14 protein-coding genes are annotated in these 24,640 nt (G+C 45.7%); 11 read left to right on the top strand and 3 right to left on the bottom strand.

Features of this window, described 5'->3' with window-relative positions; all coding sequences use genetic code 11:
- Window positions 1-90 precede the first annotated feature (90 nt).
- Together ACETMN_RS32725 and ACETMN_RS32720 are read left to right on the top strand one after the other, a co-directional pair.
- The gene (locus tag ACETMN_RS32725; RefSeq protein ID WP_411735597.1) at window positions 91-3,885 is read left to right on the top strand and encodes an S-layer homology domain-containing protein; all 3,795 of its coding nucleotides are present in this window, start codon (window positions 91-93) and stop codon (window positions 3,883-3,885) included.
- A 353-nt stretch (window positions 3,886-4,238) separates the two neighbouring features.
- Entirely contained in the window at window positions 4,239-8,399 is a 4,161-nt protein-coding gene (locus tag ACETMN_RS32720; RefSeq protein WP_143786449.1) for an S-layer homology domain-containing protein, read from the top strand.
- Window positions 8,400-8,482: 83 nt separating this feature from the next.
- Here the strand turns inward: ACETMN_RS32720 and ACETMN_RS32715 are convergent, their stop codons facing one another.
- On the bottom strand, window positions 8,483-9,568 hold the full coding sequence (locus ACETMN_RS32715) for a hypothetical protein (protein WP_411735596.1): 1,086 nt from the start codon (window positions 9,566-9,568) through the stop codon (window positions 8,483-8,485).
- A gap of 401 nt (window positions 9,569-9,969) precedes the next feature.
- Between ACETMN_RS32715 and ACETMN_RS32710 the strand changes: the two genes are divergently transcribed.
- From ACETMN_RS32710 to ACETMN_RS32680, 7 genes are all read left to right on the top strand, one after another.
- Entirely contained in the window at window positions 9,970-12,078 is a 2,109-nt protein-coding gene (locus ACETMN_RS32710) for a TerD family protein (RefSeq protein ID WP_091012305.1), read from the top strand.
- A gap of 168 nt (window positions 12,079-12,246) precedes the next feature.
- Window positions 12,247-13,119 carry an AraC family transcriptional regulator gene (locus ACETMN_RS32705; RefSeq protein ID WP_091012307.1) on the top strand — a complete coding sequence of 291 codons (873 nt, stop codon included), beginning with the start codon at window positions 12,247-12,249 and terminating at the stop codon, window positions 13,117-13,119.
- Between the two features lie 352 nt (window positions 13,120-13,471).
- On the top strand, window positions 13,472-15,097 hold the full coding sequence (locus tag ACETMN_RS32700) for a rhamnogalacturonan lyase B N-terminal domain-containing protein (RefSeq protein WP_411735595.1): 1,626 nt from the start codon (window positions 13,472-13,474) through the stop codon (window positions 15,095-15,097).
- Window positions 15,098-15,311: 214 nt separating this feature from the next.
- The gene (locus tag ACETMN_RS32695; protein ID WP_411735594.1) at window positions 15,312-16,277 is read left to right on the top strand and encodes an SMI1/KNR4 family protein; all 966 of its coding nucleotides are present in this window, start codon (window positions 15,312-15,314) and stop codon (window positions 16,275-16,277) included.
- Window positions 16,278-16,631: 354 nt separating this feature from the next.
- Window positions 16,632-17,366: an SDR family NAD(P)-dependent oxidoreductase gene (locus ACETMN_RS32690; protein ID WP_091012312.1), complete on the top strand. Its 735-nt coding sequence runs from the start codon at window positions 16,632-16,634 to the stop codon at window positions 17,364-17,366.
- A 66-nt stretch (window positions 17,367-17,432) separates the two neighbouring features.
- Window positions 17,433-17,852 (top strand): MarR family winged helix-turn-helix transcriptional regulator, encoded by a 420-nt coding sequence (locus ACETMN_RS32685; RefSeq protein ID WP_411735593.1) that lies wholly within the window; start codon window positions 17,433-17,435, stop codon window positions 17,850-17,852.
- Between the two features lie 31 nt (window positions 17,853-17,883).
- Complete coding sequence (locus tag ACETMN_RS32680) at window positions 17,884-18,258, top strand: winged helix-turn-helix transcriptional regulator (RefSeq protein ID WP_047840975.1); 375 nt, start codon at window positions 17,884-17,886, stop codon at window positions 18,256-18,258.
- Between the two features lie 59 nt (window positions 18,259-18,317).
- Here the strand turns inward: ACETMN_RS32680 and ACETMN_RS32675 are convergent, their stop codons facing one another.
- Together ACETMN_RS32675 and ACETMN_RS32670 are read right to left on the bottom strand one after the other, a co-directional pair.
- The gene (locus ACETMN_RS32675; protein WP_411735592.1) at window positions 18,318-19,388 is read right to left on the bottom strand and encodes an SDR family oxidoreductase; all 1,071 of its coding nucleotides are present in this window, start codon (window positions 19,386-19,388) and stop codon (window positions 18,318-18,320) included.
- A 248-nt stretch (window positions 19,389-19,636) separates the two neighbouring features.
- On the bottom strand, window positions 19,637-20,134 hold the full coding sequence (locus ACETMN_RS32670) for a DinB family protein (protein ID WP_091012319.1): 498 nt from the start codon (window positions 20,132-20,134) through the stop codon (window positions 19,637-19,639).
- A gap of 177 nt (window positions 20,135-20,311) precedes the next feature.
- Between ACETMN_RS32670 and ACETMN_RS32665 the strand changes: the two genes are divergently transcribed.
- Both ACETMN_RS32665 and ACETMN_RS32660 read left to right on the top strand, forming a co-directional pair.
- Window positions 20,312-21,469: a response regulator gene (locus tag ACETMN_RS32665; protein ID WP_411735591.1), complete on the top strand. Its 1,158-nt coding sequence runs from the start codon at window positions 20,312-20,314 to the stop codon at window positions 21,467-21,469.
- Between the two features lie 3 nt (window positions 21,470-21,472).
- A complete protein-coding gene (locus ACETMN_RS32660; protein WP_411735590.1) occupies window positions 21,473-24,610 on the top strand; it encodes an ATP-binding protein in 3,138 nt (1,045 codons plus the stop codon).
- The last annotated feature ends 30 nt before the right edge of the window (window positions 24,611-24,640 follow it).

Raw genomic sequence — 24,640 nt, 5'->3', positions numbered from 1 at the left:
GGCCATGTGTAGAATAAGCAAGATGAGGGTAGATATGATGTTTTGAGTCAGTAAGCAGTCCAAAAATAACATATTAAGTAGGAGGAAATTATGTACACAGCAGAAATCCGGAAGAAACCATGGCAAAGAATGTCCATGCTGGTTCTTTCCTTTATTCTGGTGATTGGAACGTTGCCCATGAGTTTGGTTCAAGCGGAGGCGACTAACGAGACTCCTGTTGGTCCAGGTGGAATTGGTGCCTCTGCACTGTGGCTACGATCAGATCTGGGGATGGGAGTTGCCAGTGGCCAAAAGGTGAGTACTTGGGAAGATCAAGGCAGTAAAATAAACAATGCAACCCAAAGTACGGAAGCTAACCAACCGACCTATTGGGATGATAAAAATCATAATATCAATTTCAATCCGGTATTGGAATATAACGGCACGAGTAGTTTTATGAATCTGGATGTAAGTAAGCTTCCTCAAGGGAAGAGCCCCAGATCGATCATTACCGTTAGTAGAACCAATAAAACTGGAGGCCTCAATTATATTATTTCATGGGGAGTACAAACGGGTGGTTATACGGGTATGGGGATGCTTCAAGTTGACGCAAGGGGCGGCTTGACGACATTTAACAGTGACAGTAATCAGACTTTATACACTCCCGACAAGTTTATGGGAACGACGTTCCCGACCGAGCTATTTGTTACTTGGACAGGTGGGGACACTGGAACGAATAAAGCTAGATTGTACAGTAAAATGAAGCAGGTACAGGAACTGGGTGGTTGGGGAAAAGATAATGCTAAGGCATGGAATACTGGTAACTCGGACGGAGCCGTAGTTGGTAAGCTAATTCCGGCAACTGCGGCCAATAGTGGGCATTGGGAGGGTACGATTGAAGAAATCATCGTATTTGACCATGCTCTGACGGACGCAGAACGCCAAAAAGTCAGCACATATTTGGCGATCAAATACGGCTATACGCTTGATCAGACAGTAGCCAATTCATATATTATTTCAAATAATGATACGATCTGGGACTCAGTTGCCAACGCAGTCTATACCCACCGCGTTACAAGCATCGGTCGAGATGATCAGAGTGGATTGATGCAGAAACAAGCCAAGGCGCAGGAACAGGGATCTACGTTGACGATTGCATTGGGCAACAGTGTCGAGGATACCAATTCTGCAAATAAAAATGAATTCTCAAAGGATTCTTCTTTCTTTACGTTTGGTGACAATGGAGCAAGTACTGAATTCAAAACACCAATTACGAAAGATGAGAAAAAACTGCTTGGGATGGAGCGTATCTACAAGGTACAGAAAACAAACTGGACTGAATCACAGATTACACTTCAGGTAGACGAAACGGGAGGTAACCCGGCGTTGCCTCGGTATGTTGTGATCAGCGATAATACTCAATTTGGTAATCCAAACTCATTACATTTGATTGAGAACGGCCAAGTAACCCTGAGTACCTCAAGTTTTGGTCCGAACTCGTACTTTACCATTGCAACTGCTGCTACTCCTTTGACGGTACCGGACGTCACACTGACCGACGATGAGTTGACATGGGAAGCAGTTGCACATGCAGATAAATATGAAGTAACGATTGAACTGGGAGACGGCACGAAGCGGACGGAGGAAGTAACCGGAACGGCGCTTAACCTGTCGCAATTAGTACCGTCGCTAGAAGTTGGCACCTACAAAGTGACAGTAACAGCGAAGACGAACAATCCAGCCTATTCAGATTCAGAAGAGTCGAATTCGAAAAATTATGTTGTTGCTATTGATAAGGCGAAGTTGAAAGCCAAATTCGATGATATTAAAGATAAGATCGAAACAGGCGAGCTGGACGAAGAGGAGTATACACCAGCGAGCTGGACAGCACTGGATAATGCGATGAACGAAGCAGAGCGAGTGTTGAATGATCCGACAGCAACTCAAGCGCAGGTAGACAAGGCACTTCAGGATCTGACAGAAGCAAGAACGGGCCTAATCCCTACAACATCTGTACCCGTTGTAGATAAATCAGCTTTGCAAGCGAAAGTAACTGAAATTACAGGTGAAAGCCTGGAAGAGTCAGCCTACACACCAGCAAGCTGGACAGCACTGGATAATGCGATGAATGAAGCAAATCGAGTGCTTAATGATCTGACAGCAACTCAAGCGCAGGTAGATAAGGCACTTCAGGATCTGACTGATGCAAGAACGGGACTTACCAAAGTAATTGGTACGGATACATCTACCTTGCAAACACTGGTCCCTTCCGTGGGAGGCTTGTCTCCGGCCTTTGATCCGGCTAAAGATATCTACACCATCTCTGTGCCAAATAGCGTATATCAATTCCAGCTCACGCCAACGGCACTTGATCCACTTGCGAAGATTGAAATAGCTGTCGGAGATGGAGAATGGAACGAGGTTTCAAGTGGTACTGTAAGTGAGAATCTACCGCTCCAAGTTGGTGGAAATAAGATCGTTGTTAGAGTAACGGATTCACTTGGCCATGTTACGGAGTATAAAATTAACGTGTCTAGAGCATCCAGTGACAATGGTAACAATGGTGGAGGCAACAATGGTGGCGGGAATACAGGAGGTAACAGTGGAAGTACACCAGCACCTACACCTGTGCCAGTACCAACGCCGACACCCGTGAAGGATAATGTGGAAACAACACGGGATGGTAGCCATCAACCATTTGCTACATCCAAATCATCTGACAACAAAGAAACGTTGGTTCAAGTTGATCCAGCCAAGCTGAATGTTGCCATGTCACAAGGCACAGGCCAGCAGTTCGCCATTCATTCACCGAATGATGGGGATATGAAGGTGGACGGTTTAACCCTGGAAGCACTCAAACAATTAGTAGATCAAGGTTCCAAACTAAACATTAGCAATCCGCTGGCAATCTATCCGGTACCTGGCGGTAAAATGGACGTGAATGGTGTGTCCAGACAGCTTGGTAATGCAGCGTTGAATGATATTGATGTCCATGTTGATATCGCACGTTCCTCGGATGCTTTGATTGACAGCGCCGAGACAAGAGCCGCATCCCAAGGATACGAGCTACTTGTCACACCGGTTGATCTGGATCTGACATTTACGAAAGATGGACAGACAGTTAGATCTGGCCAGTTGAACGGCTATGCACCGAAGTATATTGCACTTCCAGAAGGTATCGATCCGAACCGGATTACCACAGGCGTGATCATTAACCCGGACGGTAGCATCTTCCATGTACCAACGGTTGTCACGAAGATCGATAGTCGTTACTATGCACTCATTAATGACTTGCGCAGCAGCGGAAGTTACTCGGTCATCTGGAATCCGCAGGATTTTGAAGATGCCAGATCCCACTGGGGCAAAACGGATGTGAACAACATCGCTGCGAGATTAGATCTGCAAGGTAACGGAGATAACACCTTCTCACCGAACCGTCAGGTTACTCGTTCCGAGTTTGCCGAAATTGTTGTGCTTGGACTAGGCTTAATGCGTCAGGATGCACCACAGAATCTATTCCCTGACGTTAACGATTCCGCATGGTTCCGCTCCGCGGTAGCCCTTGCGAATGAATTCGGTATCGTTCGCGGTTACGATAATGGGAACTTCTACGGTAATCAGGAGATCACACGTGAGCAAGGATTTGCCATGGTTGCTCGTGCGTATCGTCTGATTGAACCGGAAGCGGCAATTAGCCCGGATCAGATGAACGCTGAACTGGAACGTTACAGTGATGCAGCGGATGTATCGAATTGGGCGAAAGAAGATGTAGCCCAGTTGATTGCAGCCGGAATCATCCAAGGTAATGGACCAGAGGTTCTGAGTCCGAAGACTACGATGACCCGTGCTGAGGTCACTGCATTGATTGCAAGAATGTTGAAAGTAACCAACTTGATTGATCAATAAACAATTTAAAATGAAAAGCCTTTGCTGACATTGGGGGTCGGCAAAGGCTTTTTCTTTTTTGAACTGACGTTGGAGCCGCTGAACTCTATGTGTCTCCTGCTAGAGGATATGATAAAAGGTTATCCACCCTCATATCCTCCTTGCTATCGTTTGTATTCATTATCGTATAGCTTGGTAAGAGTTTGGTAAGAGGCTCAGTGTAGAATAAGCAATGAAGTATTTCAAAATTAACACAATCTAGTAAATCAGCATCCTGAAAGGGATTATGAGAAGAATGATTTAGCTAAAATTAGATATTAGTCGAAAGGTGTGACAAGTGTTTGAAGAACAATAAGAATTTGCACAACAGCAAAATGACAAGAGTATGGTCAAGGGTGCTTTCTTTGGTGATGGTTGCGAGTATATTGCCTACACCAATTTTGTTTCCAGCCATAGAAGCTCATGCAGATACTGAAAATCCTGTATCCAACAGTACCGCGATTACCGCAGGGGGATATCCGGGTGGTGTAAGCAACGGACTCATATCATGGATTGATGTTGAGCAAAGTATGAATCTGGCAGCTGACGGCAGTAAAATCACTTCTTTGACCGATCTGGTAGATCTGGACCCCAATGTAGAACATGATAATGTGTGGAGTATCGTAAATCCTAATACCTTAGTTACAGGTGCCATTAACTTTAACAGCGGTATATTAATTGATGGTAACAAAGGATACTATGTCAGGGAGCCTTTCCATACAACGGATGTCGCTCGTGAGGCATTTTCCATTCAAGGAGCTGCTGCGAGCGGTTTCCCTTGGCATTTTGGCGGCCAAGGAAGTACCGACACGTACAGTACAAGCGTAATCAGATCTTCATTTGGCAATGCAGGGAACGACGAATTGATTCGAAATAATGCAGGTAACCCGTATCAGTTAGGGCAAGCAGATATTTTCAATGTACTTCGCACTGAGAATTATTTTGGGATGTATTTAAATAATACGAAGTTAATCGATAAAACAACTGCAGGAACAGCGAACTTTAATAGTGCCACGAGTGCTACGGGTTACTACTTCGGAGCAGGGCATAATCGAAGGTTTAATGGACTAATATCGGAAACGATATTATATAATCGCGAGTTACAGGACGTTGAAAGAACTAAAGTGTACAGTTACTTGGGGTTAAAATACGGAATCACTCTGGCAGACAACTATGTTGCCAGTGATTGGAACGGAGAAGAAGGTACGGTTTTCTGGAATTCGTCGAACCAGGCAGATTACAAGAATCGCATTACCGGGATCGGACGCGATGACTTGGGTGCCCAGGACCAGAAACAATCCAAGTCGCAAGGAGTCGGCTCAAATGTAGCCATTGCTCTTGGAGATACGATTCATTCAGATAATGCCGACAATGAGAATACGATGGATAACAACTCCTTCTTTATGTTTGCAGACAAGAGCGCGAACGATACCGTATCTTATGTAAGTGCATCCATCGTGAAAGATGGCTTTCGTGTAAAGATCATGGATCGTTCATATCAGGTGGACAAAACGAACTGGAATGATCAAGATATCACACTTCAAGTGGATGATGCTGAAGGTGTAACACCAAGCTACATCATTCTTAGCCAAGATGACTCTTTTGACAATAATGATACCTTTTATCCAGTAACGGATGGAAAGGTTACATTAAACAGTTCCAACTTTGCGGACGGTTCTTACTTCACGTTTGCAGCTGCATATCCGGAACCTAAGGGTGCCCATTTGCAAACATCGCAAGTAAACGACGATGGAATTCTAAATCTTACCTTCAATCGTGACGTGAAATCGGATGATTTGAAGGGTTTCACCGTCACAGTTGGAGGTACCGTGTATGATAATCTTAGTCAATTTATAGCTAATGGATCTACGATTTCCATCCCTCTGACGGAAGCTCAGCTTGAATCGGGAGAAGAAATTACAATTAACTATGACGGTAGTGGCACGTTGAGAGACGCGTTAACCGGACTCAAGGTTGATGAATTCGATCAGGCTCTTCACGCAGTCAATACAATGTCATTAGCGAAAAAAGTGAAAGAAGCCTTAGCTTTATCGAATGGTGATTACACGACAGATTCATGGAATGAATTGCAAACCAAAGTCCAAGAGGCACAGACACTTTTGAGCAATCCTTTGGTAACACAGACTCAGGTAAATGACCTGTTAAGTGTATTGGATAACGCAATCGATGGATTGATCAAGAATCAACCCAAAGCGGACAGCGGCAGCTTCATCGAGGGCGAAAGCACGATATCCATTCATTTTGATAAAAGTATCGAAGTAGTTTCTGAAGTGGATCTAAGTAGTGCATTTACAGTTACGGTAGGTGGGCAAACCGTAGAAGTTGTCGGAGCTGTCATCGACGGATCTGATCCTACAAAATTGATTTTGACCTTGCCCGAATCGGTTAAATTATCAAGTGATGAGAAGGTTAACGTTGCTTACAATGGAACATCTGGCTATCTAAAAGGCGAGGGAGCAGAAGGGACATTGGTTCATGATTTCCAATTCGATTTGGAAGACCCATTCGCGAGCGCGCTGAAGATTACTGAACCAGCAGGGAGTACTTCAGATAAGAAGCCAACGGTTTCGGGTACGGTCCATACGGATACAGATACGCTGAGTGCAGTGTTGAAAGATGCGGATGGAAATGTAGTTGATGTTGCAGGAAGTTTGATCTGGAATGCTGGGGATCCAAACTGGTCCTATCATCTGGATGAAGATCTGGCACCCGGCACTTATACCGTTGAGGTAACAGCAGTGGATGGAGGACGTTCCGTTACGAAAACGAAAACATTTACTATTGTAAAAGAAGCACTGACACAGCTGAGTCTGACCGATTCATTTGGGAAAAATATTGCGTTGAACCAAGCATTTGATCCAAACCAATTCAACTACGCAGCAACGGTAACCAATGATGTGTACAATCTACGTATTTACCCAACTGCTCCTGATTCTGCAGACAAAATTGAGATTTTGCATGATGGAATCTGGAAGGAAGTGGAGAGCGGCAGTAGTAGTGATGATCTTGCACTTAAGGTAGGTTCAAACACAATTGTCATTAGAGTTACAGATACGAATGGTTTGCAGACGGAGTACACTACGGTTATCACCAGAGCGTCCAGTGACAATGGTAACAATGGTGGAGGCAACAACGGCGGCGGGAACAATGGCGGTGGAAATACGGGAGGTAACGGTGGAAACACACCTGCCCCTGCGCCAGTACCAACACCAACGGCACCCGTGAAGGATAATTTGGAAACAACTCGGGATGGTAGCCATCAACCATTTGCTACATCCAAACCATCTGACAACAAAGAAACATTGGTTCAAGTTGATCCAGCCAAGTTGAATGTTGCCATGTCACAAGGCACAGGTCAGCAGTTCGCCATTCATTCGCCGAATGATGGTGATATGAAGGTGGATGGTTTAACCCTCGAAACACTGAAACAATTAGTAGATCAAGGTTCCAAATTGAACATTAGCAATCCGTTGGCGATCTATCCGGTACCTGGTGGCAAAATGGACCTGAACGGTGTGTCCAAGCAACTGGGCAACGTTGCAATGAAAGATATTGCTGTACATGTCGACATTGCACGTTCTTCGGATGCCTTGATCAGCAGCGCGAAAAACAAGGCTGCAACCGAAGGGTATGAGCTTCTGGTGAATCCGGTTGATCTGGATCTGACATTTACGAAAGATGGACAGACAGTTAGATCCGGCCAGTTGAACGGCTATGCACCGAAGTATATTGCACTTCCAGAAGGTATCAATCCGAACCGGATTACCACAGGCGTGATCATTAACCCGGACGGTAGCATCTTCCATGTACCAACGGTTGTCACGAAGATCGATAGTCGTTACTATGCACTCATTAATGACTTGCGCAGCAGCGGAAGTTACTCGGTCATCTGGAATCCGCAGGATTTTGAAGATGCCAGATCCCACTGGGGCAAAACGGATGTGAACAACATCGCTGCGAGATTAGATCTGCAAGGTAACGGAGATAACACCTTCTCACCGAACCGTCAGGTTACTCGTTCCGAGTTTGCCGAAATTGTTGTGCTTGGACTAGGCTTAATGCGTCAGGATGCACCACAGAATCTATTCCCTGACGTTAACGATTCCGCATGGTTCCGCTCCGCGGTAGCCCTTGCGAATGAATTCGGTATCGTTCGCGGTTACGATAATGGGAACTTCTACGGTAATCAGGAGATCACACGTGAGCAAGGATTTGCCATGGTTGCTCGTGCGTATCGTCTGATTGAACCGGAAGCGGCAATTAGCCCGGATCAGATGAACGCTGAACTGGAACGTTACAGTGATGCAGCGGATGTATCGAATTGGGCGAAAGAAGATGTAGCCCAGTTGATTGCAGCCGGAATCATCCAAGGTAATGGACCAGAGGTTCTGAGTCCGAAGACTACGATGACCCGTGCTGAGGTCACTGCATTGATTGCAAGAATGTTGAAAGTAACCAACTTGATTGATCAATAAACAATTTAAAACGAAAAGCCTTTGCTGACATTGGGGGTCGGCAAAGGCTTTTTTAGGCATTTTTTTGTAGGGCCAGATCGTTGCTACAAAATCATCTTTCGTGCCTCTTCATTAAAGAACATAGTGACGTCTGGATAAGCGTCAAGATTGACCTGCTGTAGTCTCATGATCTTTTCAAGGAAGATGGAGTCGTTGAACAGTTTACTAACAATTATTTCGCACCAAGCCGGGGTATGCCTGAAAGCATCTACCAGCAATTGAACCTCATCAAATCGGAAAAACAGGATATATGAAGCATAGTTCTGAAGCAGTGTCTTGAAACAGTGGTTAGCGTATGTACTGGAGTGACCTTCAGCTTGAATAAGGAAATCCCGCATGATCTGGAATAATGCCTCCGGTTCCTCTGTATACAACTGTAACATCTGACTCACGTTGTTGATTAACATGAGGATTGGTTCCAAACCTTCCTCTGAAGGCATGTTTAACTTGGGAGATCGGCCTTCAATGGTATATAGCAGTTCCAGCGTCAGGCGTTTGCAGGCTTGGATCTCTTCAGCAGTGATTACGATTTGTTCCCAGTATTCATTTCGAAGTAAGGTGTAGTGATCATGGTATGCCGAAAAATAATCCTCCAATGAAATGTCGGTCTTCGTATGTACAAGGTGTTGTTCGCTGAATGAGCAGGCATATAATGTATCTTCATTAACCGGGTGTGCATAGAGGTAAAAAAAGAAGAAAAAGTCACGTAACAGATGCTTTTGTTCCTCGCTGAATTGGGGAATTTCGCTTAGCTGAGACAATTGGAAGAAGCTATAGCCTTTCATAAATTCATTCATGGCACTGTAGGTGTTATACGTGTTGATCGACAGCGTGGTGTTGATGGTAAATAACAGATAATACATAATCATTTCGTCATAAACATCGAGCTGTTCAAATGGTTCTGAGAGAGTCGGCTTCCAGTCTGGCCTTGATCCATAATAGGGATCTTTCGGACGCAGTCTCGACATCCAACTTGTAAATGTCTCATCTGGGTGGGATACCATAAACAGTTCGGCACTATTATCCTCATACAAGCCATACTCCATATAATCTGTGCACGAAGGCTCAGGCTTAACTCCACAATTGAATTTGAGCCGTATACAATCAGAATATAATTTTTGAAGTTCCATCGTCCTAACCTCGTTTCTGCATCATTCTCTAGGGTTCTTCTTCGTTATATTCGACACAATTTTGAGCACTCCCCCTGGATTTGGTAAAGATCATAAACCACATATATCTTTTGGTGGATATAAAAAAGAATTCCAATGGGGTGTCGTAATACTTTCGCCCTGTTGGCAGATCGTGGAATCTGAGATGATGGGTTCACCAGAGATTCGGGTGAGAAACTTCGAATGGCTGGCCTTCAGGCTATTGCGATCCTTCCTTCTACAATCATTGGAGATATCATAGGGTCGCAGCTCTCCTGAAGATTTCATTATCAGAGAGGAGGCGTCCAGGCTATCACATTCCTTCCTTCTAACCCTAACCTTTCATGTTATATAGGGATGTGGCTTTCCTGGACTCTTTTATCATGAACAATACGATCTATTTGCGCAGAGCGAACAAACTTATCATTGAACCTAATGAAGGGAAGCAACAGTTGCCGAAGACTTATCTGGCGACTGCCCTCAAAAATATTGAAGCACTCGGATATACCTTCTCGGGTGAGTTAATGCAGGCGATGAGGCAGCTGTCCATGGAACAGTTTGAAGCAGTATATCATCAACTTGTGGCTGATCTGAGAGTTATGGTCGGCGCACATGTGAAGTACACACCGATGTACGCAGGATTCCCGATGCAGGTGATGCAAGCGGATGAGGCGGAGTTATATCTCAATGCGATTATTCATTATCTGACCAACCTGACTGTGGTCTACCCGGATCAACCATCTGTGGAGAGAATGCCTTTGCTGGAGAAGACGTACTTGAAAGTCATTGGTTTGGGAAACAAACAAGCATTCCAGACGCTCATCCGTCAGATCATTGAAGCAAAAGGTTCCATCTCGGAAACGGACAAGGCGGATATCGACACGGTATTGGAGCACGCAGACCCGGAAGACGTGGATGCGCTATTACCCGCTGAGATTCCGTTCAAAGAAAATGTAGGCTTTGTGGTTGCCTCGCTGTTGAAGCATGAAAAGGCGAACATCGACCGAATTGGTTCGTATTTCAAAACGGCAAGTGATGTCCTGCGTCTGGCTGTTGCCTGGTCGAATGGTGATGTCAGCCTCGCTGCGGCTTCTCCCTTCCGAAAATTCAAACGCCGTGAGAGACGCCTTTTGCTCGGATTATTGGAGCAATGTGGCTCCATCACGGAGGATATGCTGCGTTATAAAGATCGCTGGATTCGTCTCGGCGAAATTCTGCATCCTTCGGAATATAAGCTTCGGTATCCACGATGCGAAGAGGCTTTTGATATTTTGCGTAATAATAAACCGTATTCGACCTTCAACGGAAGTGTGGAGCTTGCCTTCCAATATCGGAATGTCTGGAGTCTGATCGATCTGTTGTCACAGCGTCCAGGTGAATTCGCGAGAAGACTGGATCACATGTTGCGTATGACCGAAGATGAAGCGTATGTCCTGCTGGCCTTTGGTGAAGTGACTGCACAGGTATCCACACCGGTGTTATTACAGGTGAGACAGCATTTTGCGCAGCGTAATGAACGGCAGGATCTGCGTGTCTTCTTCCCGAAAGGCAATGTAGCCAAAGCTTTTGCTGTTCCGAATGAGCTGCCAGACATCGATGAAGCCACGTGTCGTGATGTCGTGCAATTGTGCGAGCGGGCACTAGTAGAGCGCTTCGCAACCCTTCCCACGCTTGGGAAGACTTATGTCGATCCACAGCTTCATGATTATCTGGTACCCTTTTCCCAGAGATCGGCGAGCAAGGCTCTGCATACCATCGTTCGTGGAAGCCGTTTGCCGATGGCAGAGGGTGATACCATTCGTTTCTTCAACTGGTGGAAAGAGGGGAACGTGGATGGAAAGTCTACAGGGCGCGTGGACATTGACTTGTCTGCGGTGATGTATGATAAGGATTGGAACTATGTGGAGCATATTTCCTATACGAATCTGCGATCCTCTAACTATAAGGCTGTCCATAGCGGAGATATCGTGACTGCACCTAACGGAGCAAGTGAGTTTATTGATCTGCATATTCCATCCATCGTGAATTATGGTGGACGTTATGTGGTGACGACACTACATTCCTTCACCAGCCATCCGTATTGTGATCTGCCGGAATGTTTTGTAGGGTGGATGATGAGGAAGAAGCCGGGGTCTGGCGAGATTTTCGAACCGTCTACCGTAGCGAACAAAATCGATATTACAGCGGATACGCAGATTGCGATCCCTGTCATTATGGATCTGGTCGAACGCACCGTCATCTGGACAGACCTGGCACTGACCAGATATCCGGACTACCACAATAACGTAGAGGGGAATCAGAAAGGTATCGTGCTGATGGGTAAAGCACTAACGACTTTACGCAAACCCGATCTGCATGACTTGTTCATGCTCCATGCCAAAGCTAGAGGAGAACTGGTGGATACAATAGATCAGGCGGATACAATCTATTCGGTGGATCAAGGCGTTACACCGTACGATATCGAGCAAATTATGGCGGAGTATCTGGTTTGACCTGTTTGACTTAAATACTGGCGTTATGTGAGTATCAAGGTTGGAAAAGAGCAGCTGATGCTGCTCTTTTTTTCTGTTTAGATGCAAAGAGCCTACAGAATGGTGCAGGTAATGTCGGATGCAAAGAGAATGACTTTGCTAAGCTTAAATTAACGTGGGAGGGATGATATGGATACGCTGAGGCGGTTAAATGAAGCCTTGAATTATATTGAGGAGCATCTGATGGATGTCATGGACATAAAGGAGATTTCCCGGATTGCCTGCTGCTCGGAATATCATTTTACACGCATGTTCTCTTTTCTTAGTGGTGTAACGCTCTCGGAATATATTCGACGTCGCCGGTTGACACTTGCAGCTATGGAGTTAAGCCACAGTGACAGCAAAATCATTGATATTGCACTAAAATACGGGTATACATCGCCGGATTCTTTCTCGCGTGCTTTTCAAAGCATGCATGGCACTACGCCCTCCGAAGCACGAAACCATGGTCCATCCCTTAAAGCCTTCCCACGAATGACATTTCAACTGACCATTCAAGGAGGAAGCGAAATGAACTACCGCATTGAAGATAAAGAGGCGTTTCGAATCGTGGGTATTCGTAAAAGGGTGCCAATCGTATTCAACGGGGTTAATCCGGAGATCGCTGCGATGTACCAGAGTCTTACACCGGAATTGATTGATACGATCAAGGGGGCATCGAACGTCCAGCCTCTGGGCTTAATCAGTGCTTCGGCCCATTTCAGTGAGAGGCGGATGGCAGAACAGGGAGAACTGGATCATTACATTGGCGCAGCTACGACAAAAGAAGCACCTGAGGGCTTGGCACAGCTTGAGGTTCCTGCTTCAACGTGGGCAGTATTTACTGTCGTGGGTCCGTTTCCTGGTACGCTTCAGGAGGTGTGGGGCCGGATCTACGCGGAATGGTTTCCTTCATCGGACTATGAGCTGAGTGAGGGTCCGGAAATGCTATGGAATGAGCACAAGAATGTTACTGTAGAGCAATATAGAAGTGAGATATGGATACCTATTCGGAAGAGATGATACGTCTCTAGTTTGATAACTGCGGGCGCAGCTTTTTGAAGCTGCGTTTTTTGTATGCAGAATTTGCTATCAGATATACGGGCCGTTTTCATTGCGAACATATGTAATATAATGGTATTATTTTATTGGAATTGTAAGAATACTTTTATGTAGAAGAGTGATTTAAAAAAGGGGGTGGCGAGATCAGGTTTACATGAAGTGATGACTCTATTCTATACGCACGTAGACATAACATTCCATTGATCATGGACAGGCTCACATAGCAGACATAGAGATATGAGACGGAAGTGTCAGTTATTATACATTGTAATGTAAGCGCTTTATTAAATGAGTTCCAAGGAGGGATTTACTCATGACCAAAAGTATAGTGAGAAAGGCGCTTGGTTTGTTTTTAATTGTCGTCATGATTGCAACAGCTGCTGTATACCCTGCATCTACCGGACACGCGGCAACCATAAATGTGACCGATAACGGCACAAGAATCGAAGTAAACACCGGATCAGGATTAGTCTATGTGGTGAATAAAACCAATGGCGATATTATATCGGCCAAAATGAACGGTACGGAGCTGAACAGCAACAGAGGGTCGCACATCGGGTCAGGTTTGGGTTCATCCGCCAATGTGACTTGGAATACCTCTCCTTCTGGATCGACCGTGTTAATTACGGTATCTACAAGCACATTAACTCACTATTATGCTTCGCGTGGTGGCGAGAACATCATATACATGGCAACGCATATCACGGCTCAACCTTCGATTGGAGAGTTACGGTACATTTTCCGTGGTAATGGTAGTGTGTTGACAGGTGTTCCGGCGAATTCTAATAACCGGGGTAACACTGGAGCAATTGAAAGTCAGGATGTGTTCGGGTTTGCAAATGGACAGTCGGCCTCCAAATATTATGGTAATGATCAGGCCAAAGACTTATCTGTTCGTGGGGTGACGGGGAATGGCGTCGGTGTATTTATGGCCTACGGCAATCGGGAAAAAAGCTCTGGCGGCCCATTCTTCCGTGACATTCAGTTCCAAAGTGGAACAGAGACGGAAGTCTATAATTATATGAACTCGGGACATGCACAGACGGAAAATTGGCGCCTGGGTCTGCATGGGCCGTACGCTTTGATCTTCACCACAGGTGGTACCCCAAGTGTACCCGACTTCAGCTGGATGTCTGGTCTGAACTTGCAGGGTTGGGTTTCCAGTCGAGGGAACGTAGTGCTTAATGGTCTCTCCGGAATGGATACGGGTTATGCATATACAATTGGGTTCGCCAATAGTAATGCTCAGTATTGGGTGGGTACCTCTTCAAGTGGGGCAGCCGCCAAATATAGCATGATCCCAGGGACATACACCATGACAGCCTATAAGGGAGAACTGGCGGTATATACGGAAACGGTTAATGTCACGGCAGGCCAAACGACGACTCTGAATACACGTACGATCAACAATGATCCGAGTCAAGCCTCCAACATCTGGCGAATCGGCAACTGGGATGGTACACCACGGGAGTTCCTGAATGGACAGACCATTCCGATCCGTCACCCGTCCGATAGTCGTAACCCAAGCTGGGGACCTGTCACCTATGCCACCGGTAGCGCGACCAATCGATTCCCGGCAATCCAGTTCCGTGGTCAGAATTCTCCAACCACAATAACGTTTAATGTGAATGCATCTCAAGCGGCATCTTCTCATACGCTCAACATCGGTATTACCGCAGCTTACAATAATGGCAGACCTAGCGTAACGGTTAATGGACATGCTTTAACCAATCCTGCTGCATCTTCACAGCCCAATTCTCGTAGCTTCACGATTGGTACCTATCGTGGCAACAACACAACGTTCAGCTGGAATGTCCCGGCATCTTACTTCGTGAATGGTTCCAATACTATCAAGATTACGCCGATCAGTGGTTCCAGTGATTTGGGGAACTGGTTAAGTGCAGGATGGGTTTACGATTGTGTGGAGTTACTGAATTGAATGAAGAATGCAATATCGTGGAAGGAATAAAAGAGGTAACCTGCCTGGTTTTCTTAACAGGGTTCAGGTTACCTCTTTTAGCTTTGTCATCGGAAATGAAAAGATATCAATTCATAATATCCCTAAGGATCTTGCTTTGCTGGAGATGGTGATCCGGATAGTGGTATAATTTTCAATACGTAATCATGAGTGAATGAACGGGGAGGAAAAGAGAATGAGAGACGATCTGTTGGTTCAATTGCAAGAGTGGCATGAAGAAGATGAGTTTCAGGAAATTGTGGATGCAATTCAAGCGATTCCTGTGGAAGAAAGGGATTATGAGCTGGTTAACCATTTGGGACGAGCGTTAAATAACCTGGAACGGTATGATGAAGCGGTTGAGCAATTCCTGACGGTTGCTAAAGAGGGCACAGGTGACCCACTCTGGCATTATCGGATTGGACTGGCTTATTATTATCTCGAGCAATATGCGCATGCGCTGCAAGCGTTCGAAAGAGCGGATGAATTGGACCCTGAGGATGAAGATACGCTGGAGTTTCTGGAATGGATTCGAAGTAAAATGGAGGAGGAACCCTCAGAGGAATCCGTAGACGAATCGGTGGATACCGTCCCATCTATTACTGAGATCTCAACCGTACCTGTTAGTGTTAGCCATCTGGAACCAACAGGTTTTTGGAATGACAGTGCTGAAGCCGTGGATCAATATGTGTTGGCCCCGCCTACCGATGAACAGGTCGAGTCAGTGGAGGAGCAGTTGGTGTTTAAGCTGCCAACATCCTATATTAACATGATGAAATTACATAATGGCGGTGTCCCCCACTATAGGCATTTTCCGGTTAGCCAAGCAGAGGCTGCCAAGAAAGTCCGCGTTGAGGTCAAGGGAATACTGGGAATTGGACGTGAGAAAGCACATTCGTTAGGTGGTGAAACTGGCAGCCGGTTTATTATCGAGCAGGGGGGTTACCCCGAAATCGGTGTTGTTATCTGTGAGTGCCTTTCCGATTCGGAGGTGGTGATGCTGGATTATCGTGAATCCGGCAATGCTGGTGAGCCCGAGGTTGTTCATGTGGATAAAAAAGAAAGCTACAAGATTACGTGGCTTGCACCCAATTTTGAAACCTTTATTCAAGGTCTGGTGAATGAGGAAAATCAACCTGCAAACCTTAAAGGTGCATTGTAAGTAAAGGTATGGGCTTCTTTTTATACGAAACGTTGAAAAGACTGCATCCGTCATGACGGATGCAGTCTTTTTGTTGCCTAGTTATGCGCGATAAGTCGGAAATGTCACCCAAACCGAGCTTTTACTAACTGCGTTAGCTTCGCCAAGATATCCAAAATAAGTATATAGAGCTGTACTCGTTGCATTAAGGCAGTTACTTTGCTAGTATTTAGATATATAATATTTAGTCATCTAAATATTATATATCTAAATACCTTGGTTTCTTCAAGAAAGGGCTACGCATCATGTTAAGAATGAAAAACAAAGTAGCCCTTGTTACTTACAAATAAATAAAATACGTTAGGAGCAATTCACATGGGAAAATTAGATAATAAAGTAGCTATTATTACTGGCGGAGCCTCGGGAATCGGAGAGGGCATGGTAGATCTTTTTGCACAGGAAGGCGCCATCGTCATTGCTGCAGACATTAATGAGGAAGCACTGGAGAGAGTAAGCCAAAAAGAGAATGTGTACGGAATGAAGTTGAATGTATCTTCGGATGAAGATTGGCAGGCACTGGCGAAAGTAGTGAATGAACGATTTGGGAAAATTGATATTCTGGTCAATAATGCGGGCATTTCTTCGGAGAAGCCATTTGAGGAAATCAATGCACAGGATTGGGAGAAAATGCTCTCCATTAACGGTTACGGCCCATTCGCTGGCATGAAACATGTCACTCCTTATATGGCAGCCCAGAAAAAAGGTTCTATCGTCAATATCTCATCATATACCGCTTTGATTGGACAAGGCTTTAACCATTACTCGGCGTCCAAAGGCGCGGTACGTGCATTATCCAAAGCTGCTGCGACCACCTTCGGACGTCAAGGTATTCGGGTGAATGCTCTTTTTCCTGGGATCATCGAAACACCAATGACCCAATCCTTGAACACATCTAAGGAACTGCTTGAACGATTAATTCAGGCAACGCCTTTGCAGCGTCTGGGCCAGGCTATCGATATTGCCAGAGCCGCATTGTTCCTGGCGTCGGATGATTCTTCGTACATTACAGGATCTGAACTGGTGATCGATGGTGGCTACTCAGCCCAATAGCGTGTAAAATGATGACAGCCCTTAAGTTAAATGAGGGCTGTTGTTTATTTTTTCGAGGAGGATCTAATGGAAGAACAGAACATTTTTGAGCTTATACACAACATGGATAATTTCACTAACAAATTGATTATACAATGGAACAAATCATTCAATGAGGACCTCGGTGTCTCTCATGTGCTTGTGCTCAGCCATCTCCATCAAAATGGAAAAAGCCGACCTTCGGATATTGCAAAAATGTTAGGGTTCACGCCGCCTACACTCAGTTATTTATCGGACAAGATGGTAGCCAAGGAACTAGTCGTCAGAATGGTAGATGAAGCGGACCGCCGCATTATTTATTTGAACATTACGGATAAAGGGACCGAAGTCCTCGGAAGAGCCATATTGGAGGGCCAGCAGCTGCGTAAGAATTTATTCCAGAAATTAAACGAAGAGGATCGAGCGCAACTAGTCCATATTTTTGAGAAGATGAATCGGGAAGATTGAGCAATAGACTCGAAGGGAGACCGAAGGTGATATGGAGGAACCGCTCAAAGTATATAACACCGCAGTTGAAGCTTTTCTTGAGGTAATCGGGGGAAAGTGGAAGCCTGTTATTCTATTCCATCTTACCTTTGGCAAGAAACGTAATGGTGAGCTGATGAAACTGATCCCTGCGATCACCCAGAAAGTGCTGACGCAGCAACTTGGTGAACTAACGGAGGCGGGGGTTATTGTCCGAATTTCCCATCACCAGGTTCCGCCTAAAGTGGAGTATGAGTTAACAGCGTATGGGTGGAGTCTTAAAGAGATTCTTCATCTAATGTGTAGATGGGGCGATATACACGTGGAGAATGTTTATGGTGATCGAGGAAAAATTCTGTTTAAGCCGCCAACGACTACGGACCGTTGAGTGACTGCTATAAGCCGATTCTGGAATTCAGGAATCGGCTTATTCTGCATTTATCTAAGTTACGGAAGGATCTTGCGATCACGTAGATTTCTGAAAATATCCATAAACATAGCCTCAGTGTCAATAAAATCATGAAATCCGAAGCGGCGAGCTTTGGAACCATCTGCGAAGAAATCGTAATCCCACGAGAAGACAAAGTCACCAAATGCCCAGGAAGAGACATCATCATAAGGGTTGTTTACCAAACCATACTTTTCGATCATGGAATTCCAAAGGTCTTCTTTATCTGACATCACTGTTGCAAGTGAAAGGGTGAGTGGAGGTGCGGTTTCCAATTCGAAAAATGCAGCAATTTTGGGCCAGAGCTCATTCCAGCGAAACAGATCGCCATTGGTGATATTAAATGCTTGATTGGCACATCGCGGATCGGTTGCTGCCCATACGGTTGCATGAGCGAGCAATGTGGCATCAGTCATTTCAAGCAGCGAATGATACGCTCCTGGTTTCCCAGGGAATCGAAGTGGTAAACCAAGCTCCTTGGAGATAGCCGCATATACGCCAATAACCATGGCAAGGTTCATTGGATTACCCAGAGCGAAGCCACATACCACCGAAGGGCGCAGGGCGGACCAGGTCCAGCTGCTTCCGGGTTGCCGATCTTCGAGAAACCGTTGCTGATCGACATTGAATTCAGGGGGCATATGATATGCGTCCGTTTCTTTGGCAGGTGTTTTGAATGGCCCCAGATGTGCACCGTACACTTTATAACCTTGCATTAGGCTAATATGTTGGAGATTTGGAGCGATCGATTCGATGGTATTCACCACATTGACGAGCATGGCCAAGTTGGGCTGTACCAATTCGGCCCAGGTTGGACGATCCTGATACGCGGCGTAGAAAATATGCGTAACGGTCGTTAAATGGCTCAGTTTGTCTTGTGTGTCTGCTTCGTTCAGTAAATCAGTTGATATATAACGCAACCTAGGGGCATCTTCCCCTCCGCGGCGAGATACACCAATGACATTCCACTCGGGAAGTGTCATCAGATAATCCATAAGGTTTCTTCCAATGACGCCTCCAGCACCAATGACAAGTGCGGTGTAACGGGTAACGGATTGTTCGGGTTTCAATGGACATGCTCCTCTCTTCTTCTGTTCATATTGTGGGTCAGAAAAAGAAGGATGAGAAGTACGCACCTCAAAGTCATATACGTACTTTGAAGTAATATATGAGCCTGGAGCAGGACATGAGCATTATAATTGGCACTTCAATGGATGGTACTTGCCTATAACCACAAGAAGCTGTAAAAGGAACAATCGTCCTTTCACAGCTTAGATGTGTCTGTATATTCGTTCAATAGATCTGTTGTGGAGATGGTTTACGCCGGATATCCGCCACCTGGAGGCGGCCATGCGCCGTAGAAGCGACGCAGCAGAACAATCTCACCCAGATGGTACGAGTTATGGGAGGCGATATTGCGCAGAAGTCCTGCTTTAGTTTCACCCGGGAAATAGAGCAGTGGATCATCCAATTGTGCCGTTTCTGCAATGGCTACGGCTTGATCAACCCCATCCAAGAATGCCTGAATATCTGCCTTCCACGTGGCTTCATCCTGTGGGCCCTTCTCCTCAGGCCAGCTCTCACTCACGTTAGCAGGGAGCTGTGGCTTGCGTCCTTCCAAGTGGTCGAGCATAAATTGCTGCCAATAATGCATGTGCTTCACCAACTGATAGATCGTATATGGCATGGCATCGTGCGTACGAGCAGCAAGTGTGACATCGATGTCGGGTAGAGCACGGGCGATGCGGATGTGGCCACGTTCCCCTACTAATGATTTGACAAGGGCTTGCGCAAAGCTTTGATTAACATCTGACATATGGTACCTTCCTCTCTTCCAAGACCGGATCTGATAACCTGTCTTCTATTTAGTATTATACAATTAAATTGCTAAAAATTAAAAATGGATAACTAAGAACGCTAAATACTTAAAATGCCTATGATATAATAGTGAAAAAATACATCTCAAGGCCTCAGGGTCGAGGAGGAAGCTCCTGTGAAAGTGATATTGGTTGACGACGAACGTCTAGCGTTGATAGGCCTTCAAAAATCACTAGAAAAAGAAGTAAGCGGCATTGAAATTATTGCTACATATATGAATCCAACAGAGGCTGTGGCGGGTATTGTGGAGCACCGTCCTGATGTTGTATTTCTGGATATTCATATGCCGGAGATGGATGGTATGGATCTGGGAAGACAGATTCAGACGGCAACACCGGGCACCGAAATTATATTTGTGACCAGTTACGATCAATATGCGGTGCATGCTTTCGAATTACAGGCTTTGGATTATGTGATGAAGCCCATCCAAAAGGATCGATTGAAGCAGACGGTAAGCCGCGTAAGAGAGAAACTGAGCGTAAAACGGGAGCAGCATTCAAAGGATACAAACGCACCTTTAATTTGCTGTTTTAATCAGATTCAGTTTAAGCTTCCAGGAAAGGATATCCAGGTTGCCAAATGGCGTACAAGCAAGGCGCAGGAGCTGTTTGCATACTTGCTTCACCACCGGAACCAGGTCGTCCATCGCAGTGTTCTGCTGGAGCTTCTGTGGCCGGGAATGGAAGAGGAAAAGACGGCACACCAACTCTACACTGCGATTTATCATGTCCGCCAAACCCTGAAAACTTGCAATATGGATATGATCAAGATTCAGAGTGGACACCTGGAGGCAGGCTATCGACTCGAATTGGGTGAGGCTCAGTTGGATAGTGAGCAGTGGGAACGGGAAATCAGGCAATGGAAAGTTGTAGACGCAAGTACCGTTCATGCCTATGAGCAAGCGCTTCATCTATATAAGGGTACCTATCTTGGCAATTATGAATACATGTGGGCTGAACCTGAGCGGGAAAGATTACGCTATCTGTGGCTGTATCATATGAGACAACTAAGTTTGTATTACCAGCAGCATGGGCTGGTGGAAAAAGTGATCGAGAGTACACAACGTATCCAGCATATGCTTCCGGATGAAGAAGAAAGTTATTATATGCTAATGAAGTTATATGATGAAATGCACAACGATCTCGGTGTAGAGGAGCAGTATCGTCTCTTAACCACCAGAATGGAGCAAGATTTGGAGATACCGATCAGTGAGGACATTACCGAATGGTATCAGGACTGGAAGCTCGGTTTAACCAAAGTCATGAAAAAATAATTAATGAAATTACTTCAAACAAAACGTATGGACCGTTACAAATATTTGATCATCATGCTAATCATTTTTGGAGTGTTACTTGGCATGCGCTCGGTATGGTCAGAGTTATTCAACACAGTAGATGAGCATCGCGCCGTTAACGGGGTGCTTGATCTGAGAGATGTGGATCTGGATCAGTCCCCTGTTATGTACTTGAACGGGGAATGGGAACTTTACCCGGACAAATTACTGACCCTGCAAGATATTTCCAAGAGGGAAGGCGGTGCGAAGAGTGTTCAGGTCCCAGGAGACTGGGGGAGTGCACAGAATCAGGAACATGAGAGTTCGTACGGTTATGGAACGTATCGATTGCGTATTTTGACAGACCCACTTCAGACGCCCGTTACCTTCTGGTTCAAGGGGATTCGAAGTTCATCCGAGATTGAGTTGAACGGAGACGCCAACGGGGGCACAGGTGAGGTCTCCTCGGATAGCATTACATATATACCCGGGAGTACTTCATATACAGTGACCTACGATCAGGAAGGAACAACCTCCATTGAACTACTGATTCGCGTAGCCAATTACGACAGCCCGTATATGGGTGGAATTAGCAAACCTGTTCGCTTTGGCTCACAGGCAGCTGTTGATTACTCGCGGTGGTACTCCATTGGTTTTCAGCTGGTCATCTTTCTGATTTTGCTCCTTCACGGCATGTATGCCTGTATTCTTTACGCATTTAATCGGCAGGAACGATCCTTGCTGGTTGGAGCCGTATTAACTTTAACTGTTGGCATCACGGTTACGATGGGTCATGATAATATTTTGATGTTATGGCTTCCAATTAATTATACCTGGGGCATTAAAATTCGATTGATCTCATTATTGCTGCAAAATGCTTGTATCCTGCTGTTATTCCAGAGATTAACGATGGTTCATCTACGAAAGGCATGGCTAAAGTGGCATGTTGTCATGACCTTGATCTATACGGCCGTGATTGTGGTGGTGCCCATTCATATTACATATGCCATGATCCATTACAACTTCATTAACCTATTCTTTCTTGTATCCCTGATCTGGTTTCTATATATTGTCGGAACGATGATCTTCAGGAAACAGGCAGACCGGGATATTGTTTTTCTGCTGCTTACTGCAGGAGGTATTACATCCAACCTGTTATGGAGTGTGGCCGAGACAGCCAGAGATGTGACAACAGTCTATTACCCTATTGACATCATCTTTGCCATTACCGGCTTCTCCGCCTATTGGTTCAAGAAATACTTCAGGAATGCCAAAGAGAATATGAAGCTGAATACAGAACTGCAGAAGGGTGACAAAATTAAAGATCAATTCTTGGCGAATACATCACATGAACTGCGGACCCCACTGCACGGGATCATTAACATCGCTCACAACGTGGTCACCCGAGAGAAAAACCGGTTGGATGAACGGAGCCTGGAGGATATGGAGTTGCTGGTTACGATCGGTCGACGGATGTCGCATCTCCTTGGTGATCTACTGGATGTAGTCCGACTGAAGGAGCACCGCATTGTGTTGCGTCAGAGTCCTCTTTCCATACAGTCGGTTGTGCCTGGCATTATCGCCATGCTGCAATTCATGGCAGAACGAAAACCAGTCCACCTTCATATGGAGATTCCGGAATCGTTCCCACTGGTCATGGCTGATGAAGAAAGGCTCGTTCAGATTTTGTATAATCTGCTGCATAACGCGCTTAAACATACAGAGGAAGGAACGATAACCGTAAGTGCCGAAATTTGTGAAGGACATGCTCTGATTCATGTGACGGATACAGGCATTGGCATGGATGAGGATACACGGATGCGTATTTTCCTTCCGTATGAACAAGGGTCGTATGGAATCAGTGATGGACAAGGCATCGGGCTTGGACTGAACATCTGCAAAGAGCTCGTAGAACTGCACGGCGGGGCACTTACGGTTCGCTCGGAACTCGGAACGGGCTCGGTATTCAGCTTCGATCTGCCACTCGCGGATGAAGCCGCCGATCAGGCTCAGTCACAACTTCCCCTGATATGGGAACAGGCCGCCGAGATGATGGAAGATGCACCTGGCGGATTCCTGTTACCCCGCCAAGGTATGGGGGACGCGGAAGCCTTGGCGACGGCAGAGATGGCTCCGTTGTTAAAAGAGGGGAGAGCTACCATTCTGGCTGTGGATGATGATCCGGTGAATCTGGATGTGTTGGTCAGCATTCTTTCGACGGAACCATATGATATAACTACAGCAGGTTCGGGTCAGGAAGCGATGGAGTTGCTCGGCACACGTCAGTGGGATCTGCTCATTACAGATGTGATGATGCCCAATATGTCTGGCTATGAGTTAACCCAGAAGGTGAGGGAACAGTTCTCGATGTCTGAGCTTCCTGTGCTGCTGTTGACGGCACGAAGTCAGCCGCCAGATATCTACACGGGGTTTGCATCCGGGGCCAATGATTATGTCACGAAGCCTGTAGATGCGGTGGAACTGAAATATCGGATACGTGCATTGACCTTGTTAAACCAGTCTATCCAAGAGCGCCTGCGCATGGAGGCCGCTTATTTGCAGGCTCAGATTCAGCCTCACTTCCTGTTCAATACGCTGAATTCACTTATGGTCTTAAGTGATATTGATACAGAGCATATGCGAAAGCTTGGTGAAGCTTTTTCATCCTATTTACGGATCAGCTTCAACTATCTCAACACAGGGGAACTGGTGAAATTATCATATGAGCTGGAACTCGTTGAAGCCTATCTTTATATTGAAAAAACACGATTTGAAGATCGATTGTCGGTGGTATTAAACGTAGAGCCGGACCTTCCGTTGCTTCTCCCGCCGTTATCAATTCAGCCTTTGATTGAAAATGCCGTCAGACACGGTCTATTAAGCCGCAATGTAGGCGGTACGTTATGCCTATCCATCACTCGTCATGAGGGTTATACCCGTATTGAGGTGAAGGATAATGGCAAAGGTATGGAACCGGAGAAGGTTGCAGAACTGCTACATGCTACGCCAGGTGGAAAAGGCGGAATAGGCATTGTGAATACAAACCGCAGATTGCTGCAACGGTATGGTCGGGGATTGTCGATCGTAAGTGAGCCGGGTGAGGGCACGATGGTATCATTTGATATTCCGGATAAGATATAAGGAAAAGGCCGCAGAAGTGAAGACTTCCGG

This window comes from Paenibacillus sp. M2 (genome assembly GCF_046713495.1).
Classification (GTDB): Bacteria; Bacillota; Bacilli; order Paenibacillales; family Paenibacillaceae; genus Paenibacillus; species Paenibacillus amylolyticus_B.
This window is presented reverse-complemented; position numbering and strand designations above follow the sequence as displayed.

Bases quoted from the DNA above. Each gene is read 5' to 3' on its own strand.
- ACETMN_RS32690 (WP_091012312.1), top strand. From the start codon at position 16,632: ATGGGAAAATTAGATAATAAAGTAGCTATTATTACTGGCGGAGCCTCG.
- ACETMN_RS32725 (WP_411735597.1), top strand. From the start codon at position 91: ATGTACACAGCAGAAATCCGGAAGAAACCATGGCAAAGAATGTCCATG.
- ACETMN_RS32710 (WP_091012305.1), top strand. From the start codon at position 9,970: ATGAACAATACGATCTATTTGCGCAGAGCGAACAAACTTATCATTGAA.
- ACETMN_RS32685 (WP_411735593.1), top strand. From the start codon at position 17,433: ATGGAAGAACAGAACATTTTTGAGCTTATACACAACATGGATAATTTC.
- ACETMN_RS32720 (WP_143786449.1), top strand. From the start codon at position 4,239: ATGACAAGAGTATGGTCAAGGGTGCTTTCTTTGGTGATGGTTGCGAGT.
- ACETMN_RS32705 (WP_091012307.1), top strand. From the start codon at position 12,247: ATGGATACGCTGAGGCGGTTAAATGAAGCCTTGAATTATATTGAGGAG.
- ACETMN_RS32715 (WP_411735596.1), bottom strand. From the start codon at position 9,568: ATGGAACTTCAAAAATTATATTCTGATTGTATACGGCTCAAATTCAAT.
- ACETMN_RS32680 (WP_047840975.1), top strand. From the start codon at position 17,884: ATGGAGGAACCGCTCAAAGTATATAACACCGCAGTTGAAGCTTTTCTT.
- ACETMN_RS32695 (WP_411735594.1), top strand. From the start codon at position 15,312: ATGAGAGACGATCTGTTGGTTCAATTGCAAGAGTGGCATGAAGAAGAT.
- ACETMN_RS32670 (WP_091012319.1), bottom strand. From the start codon at position 20,134: ATGTCAGATGTTAATCAAAGCTTTGCGCAAGCCCTTGTCAAATCATTA.
- ACETMN_RS32700 (WP_411735595.1), top strand. From the start codon at position 13,472: ATGACCAAAAGTATAGTGAGAAAGGCGCTTGGTTTGTTTTTAATTGTC.
- ACETMN_RS32660 (WP_411735590.1), top strand. From the start codon at position 21,473: ATGAAATTACTTCAAACAAAACGTATGGACCGTTACAAATATTTGATC.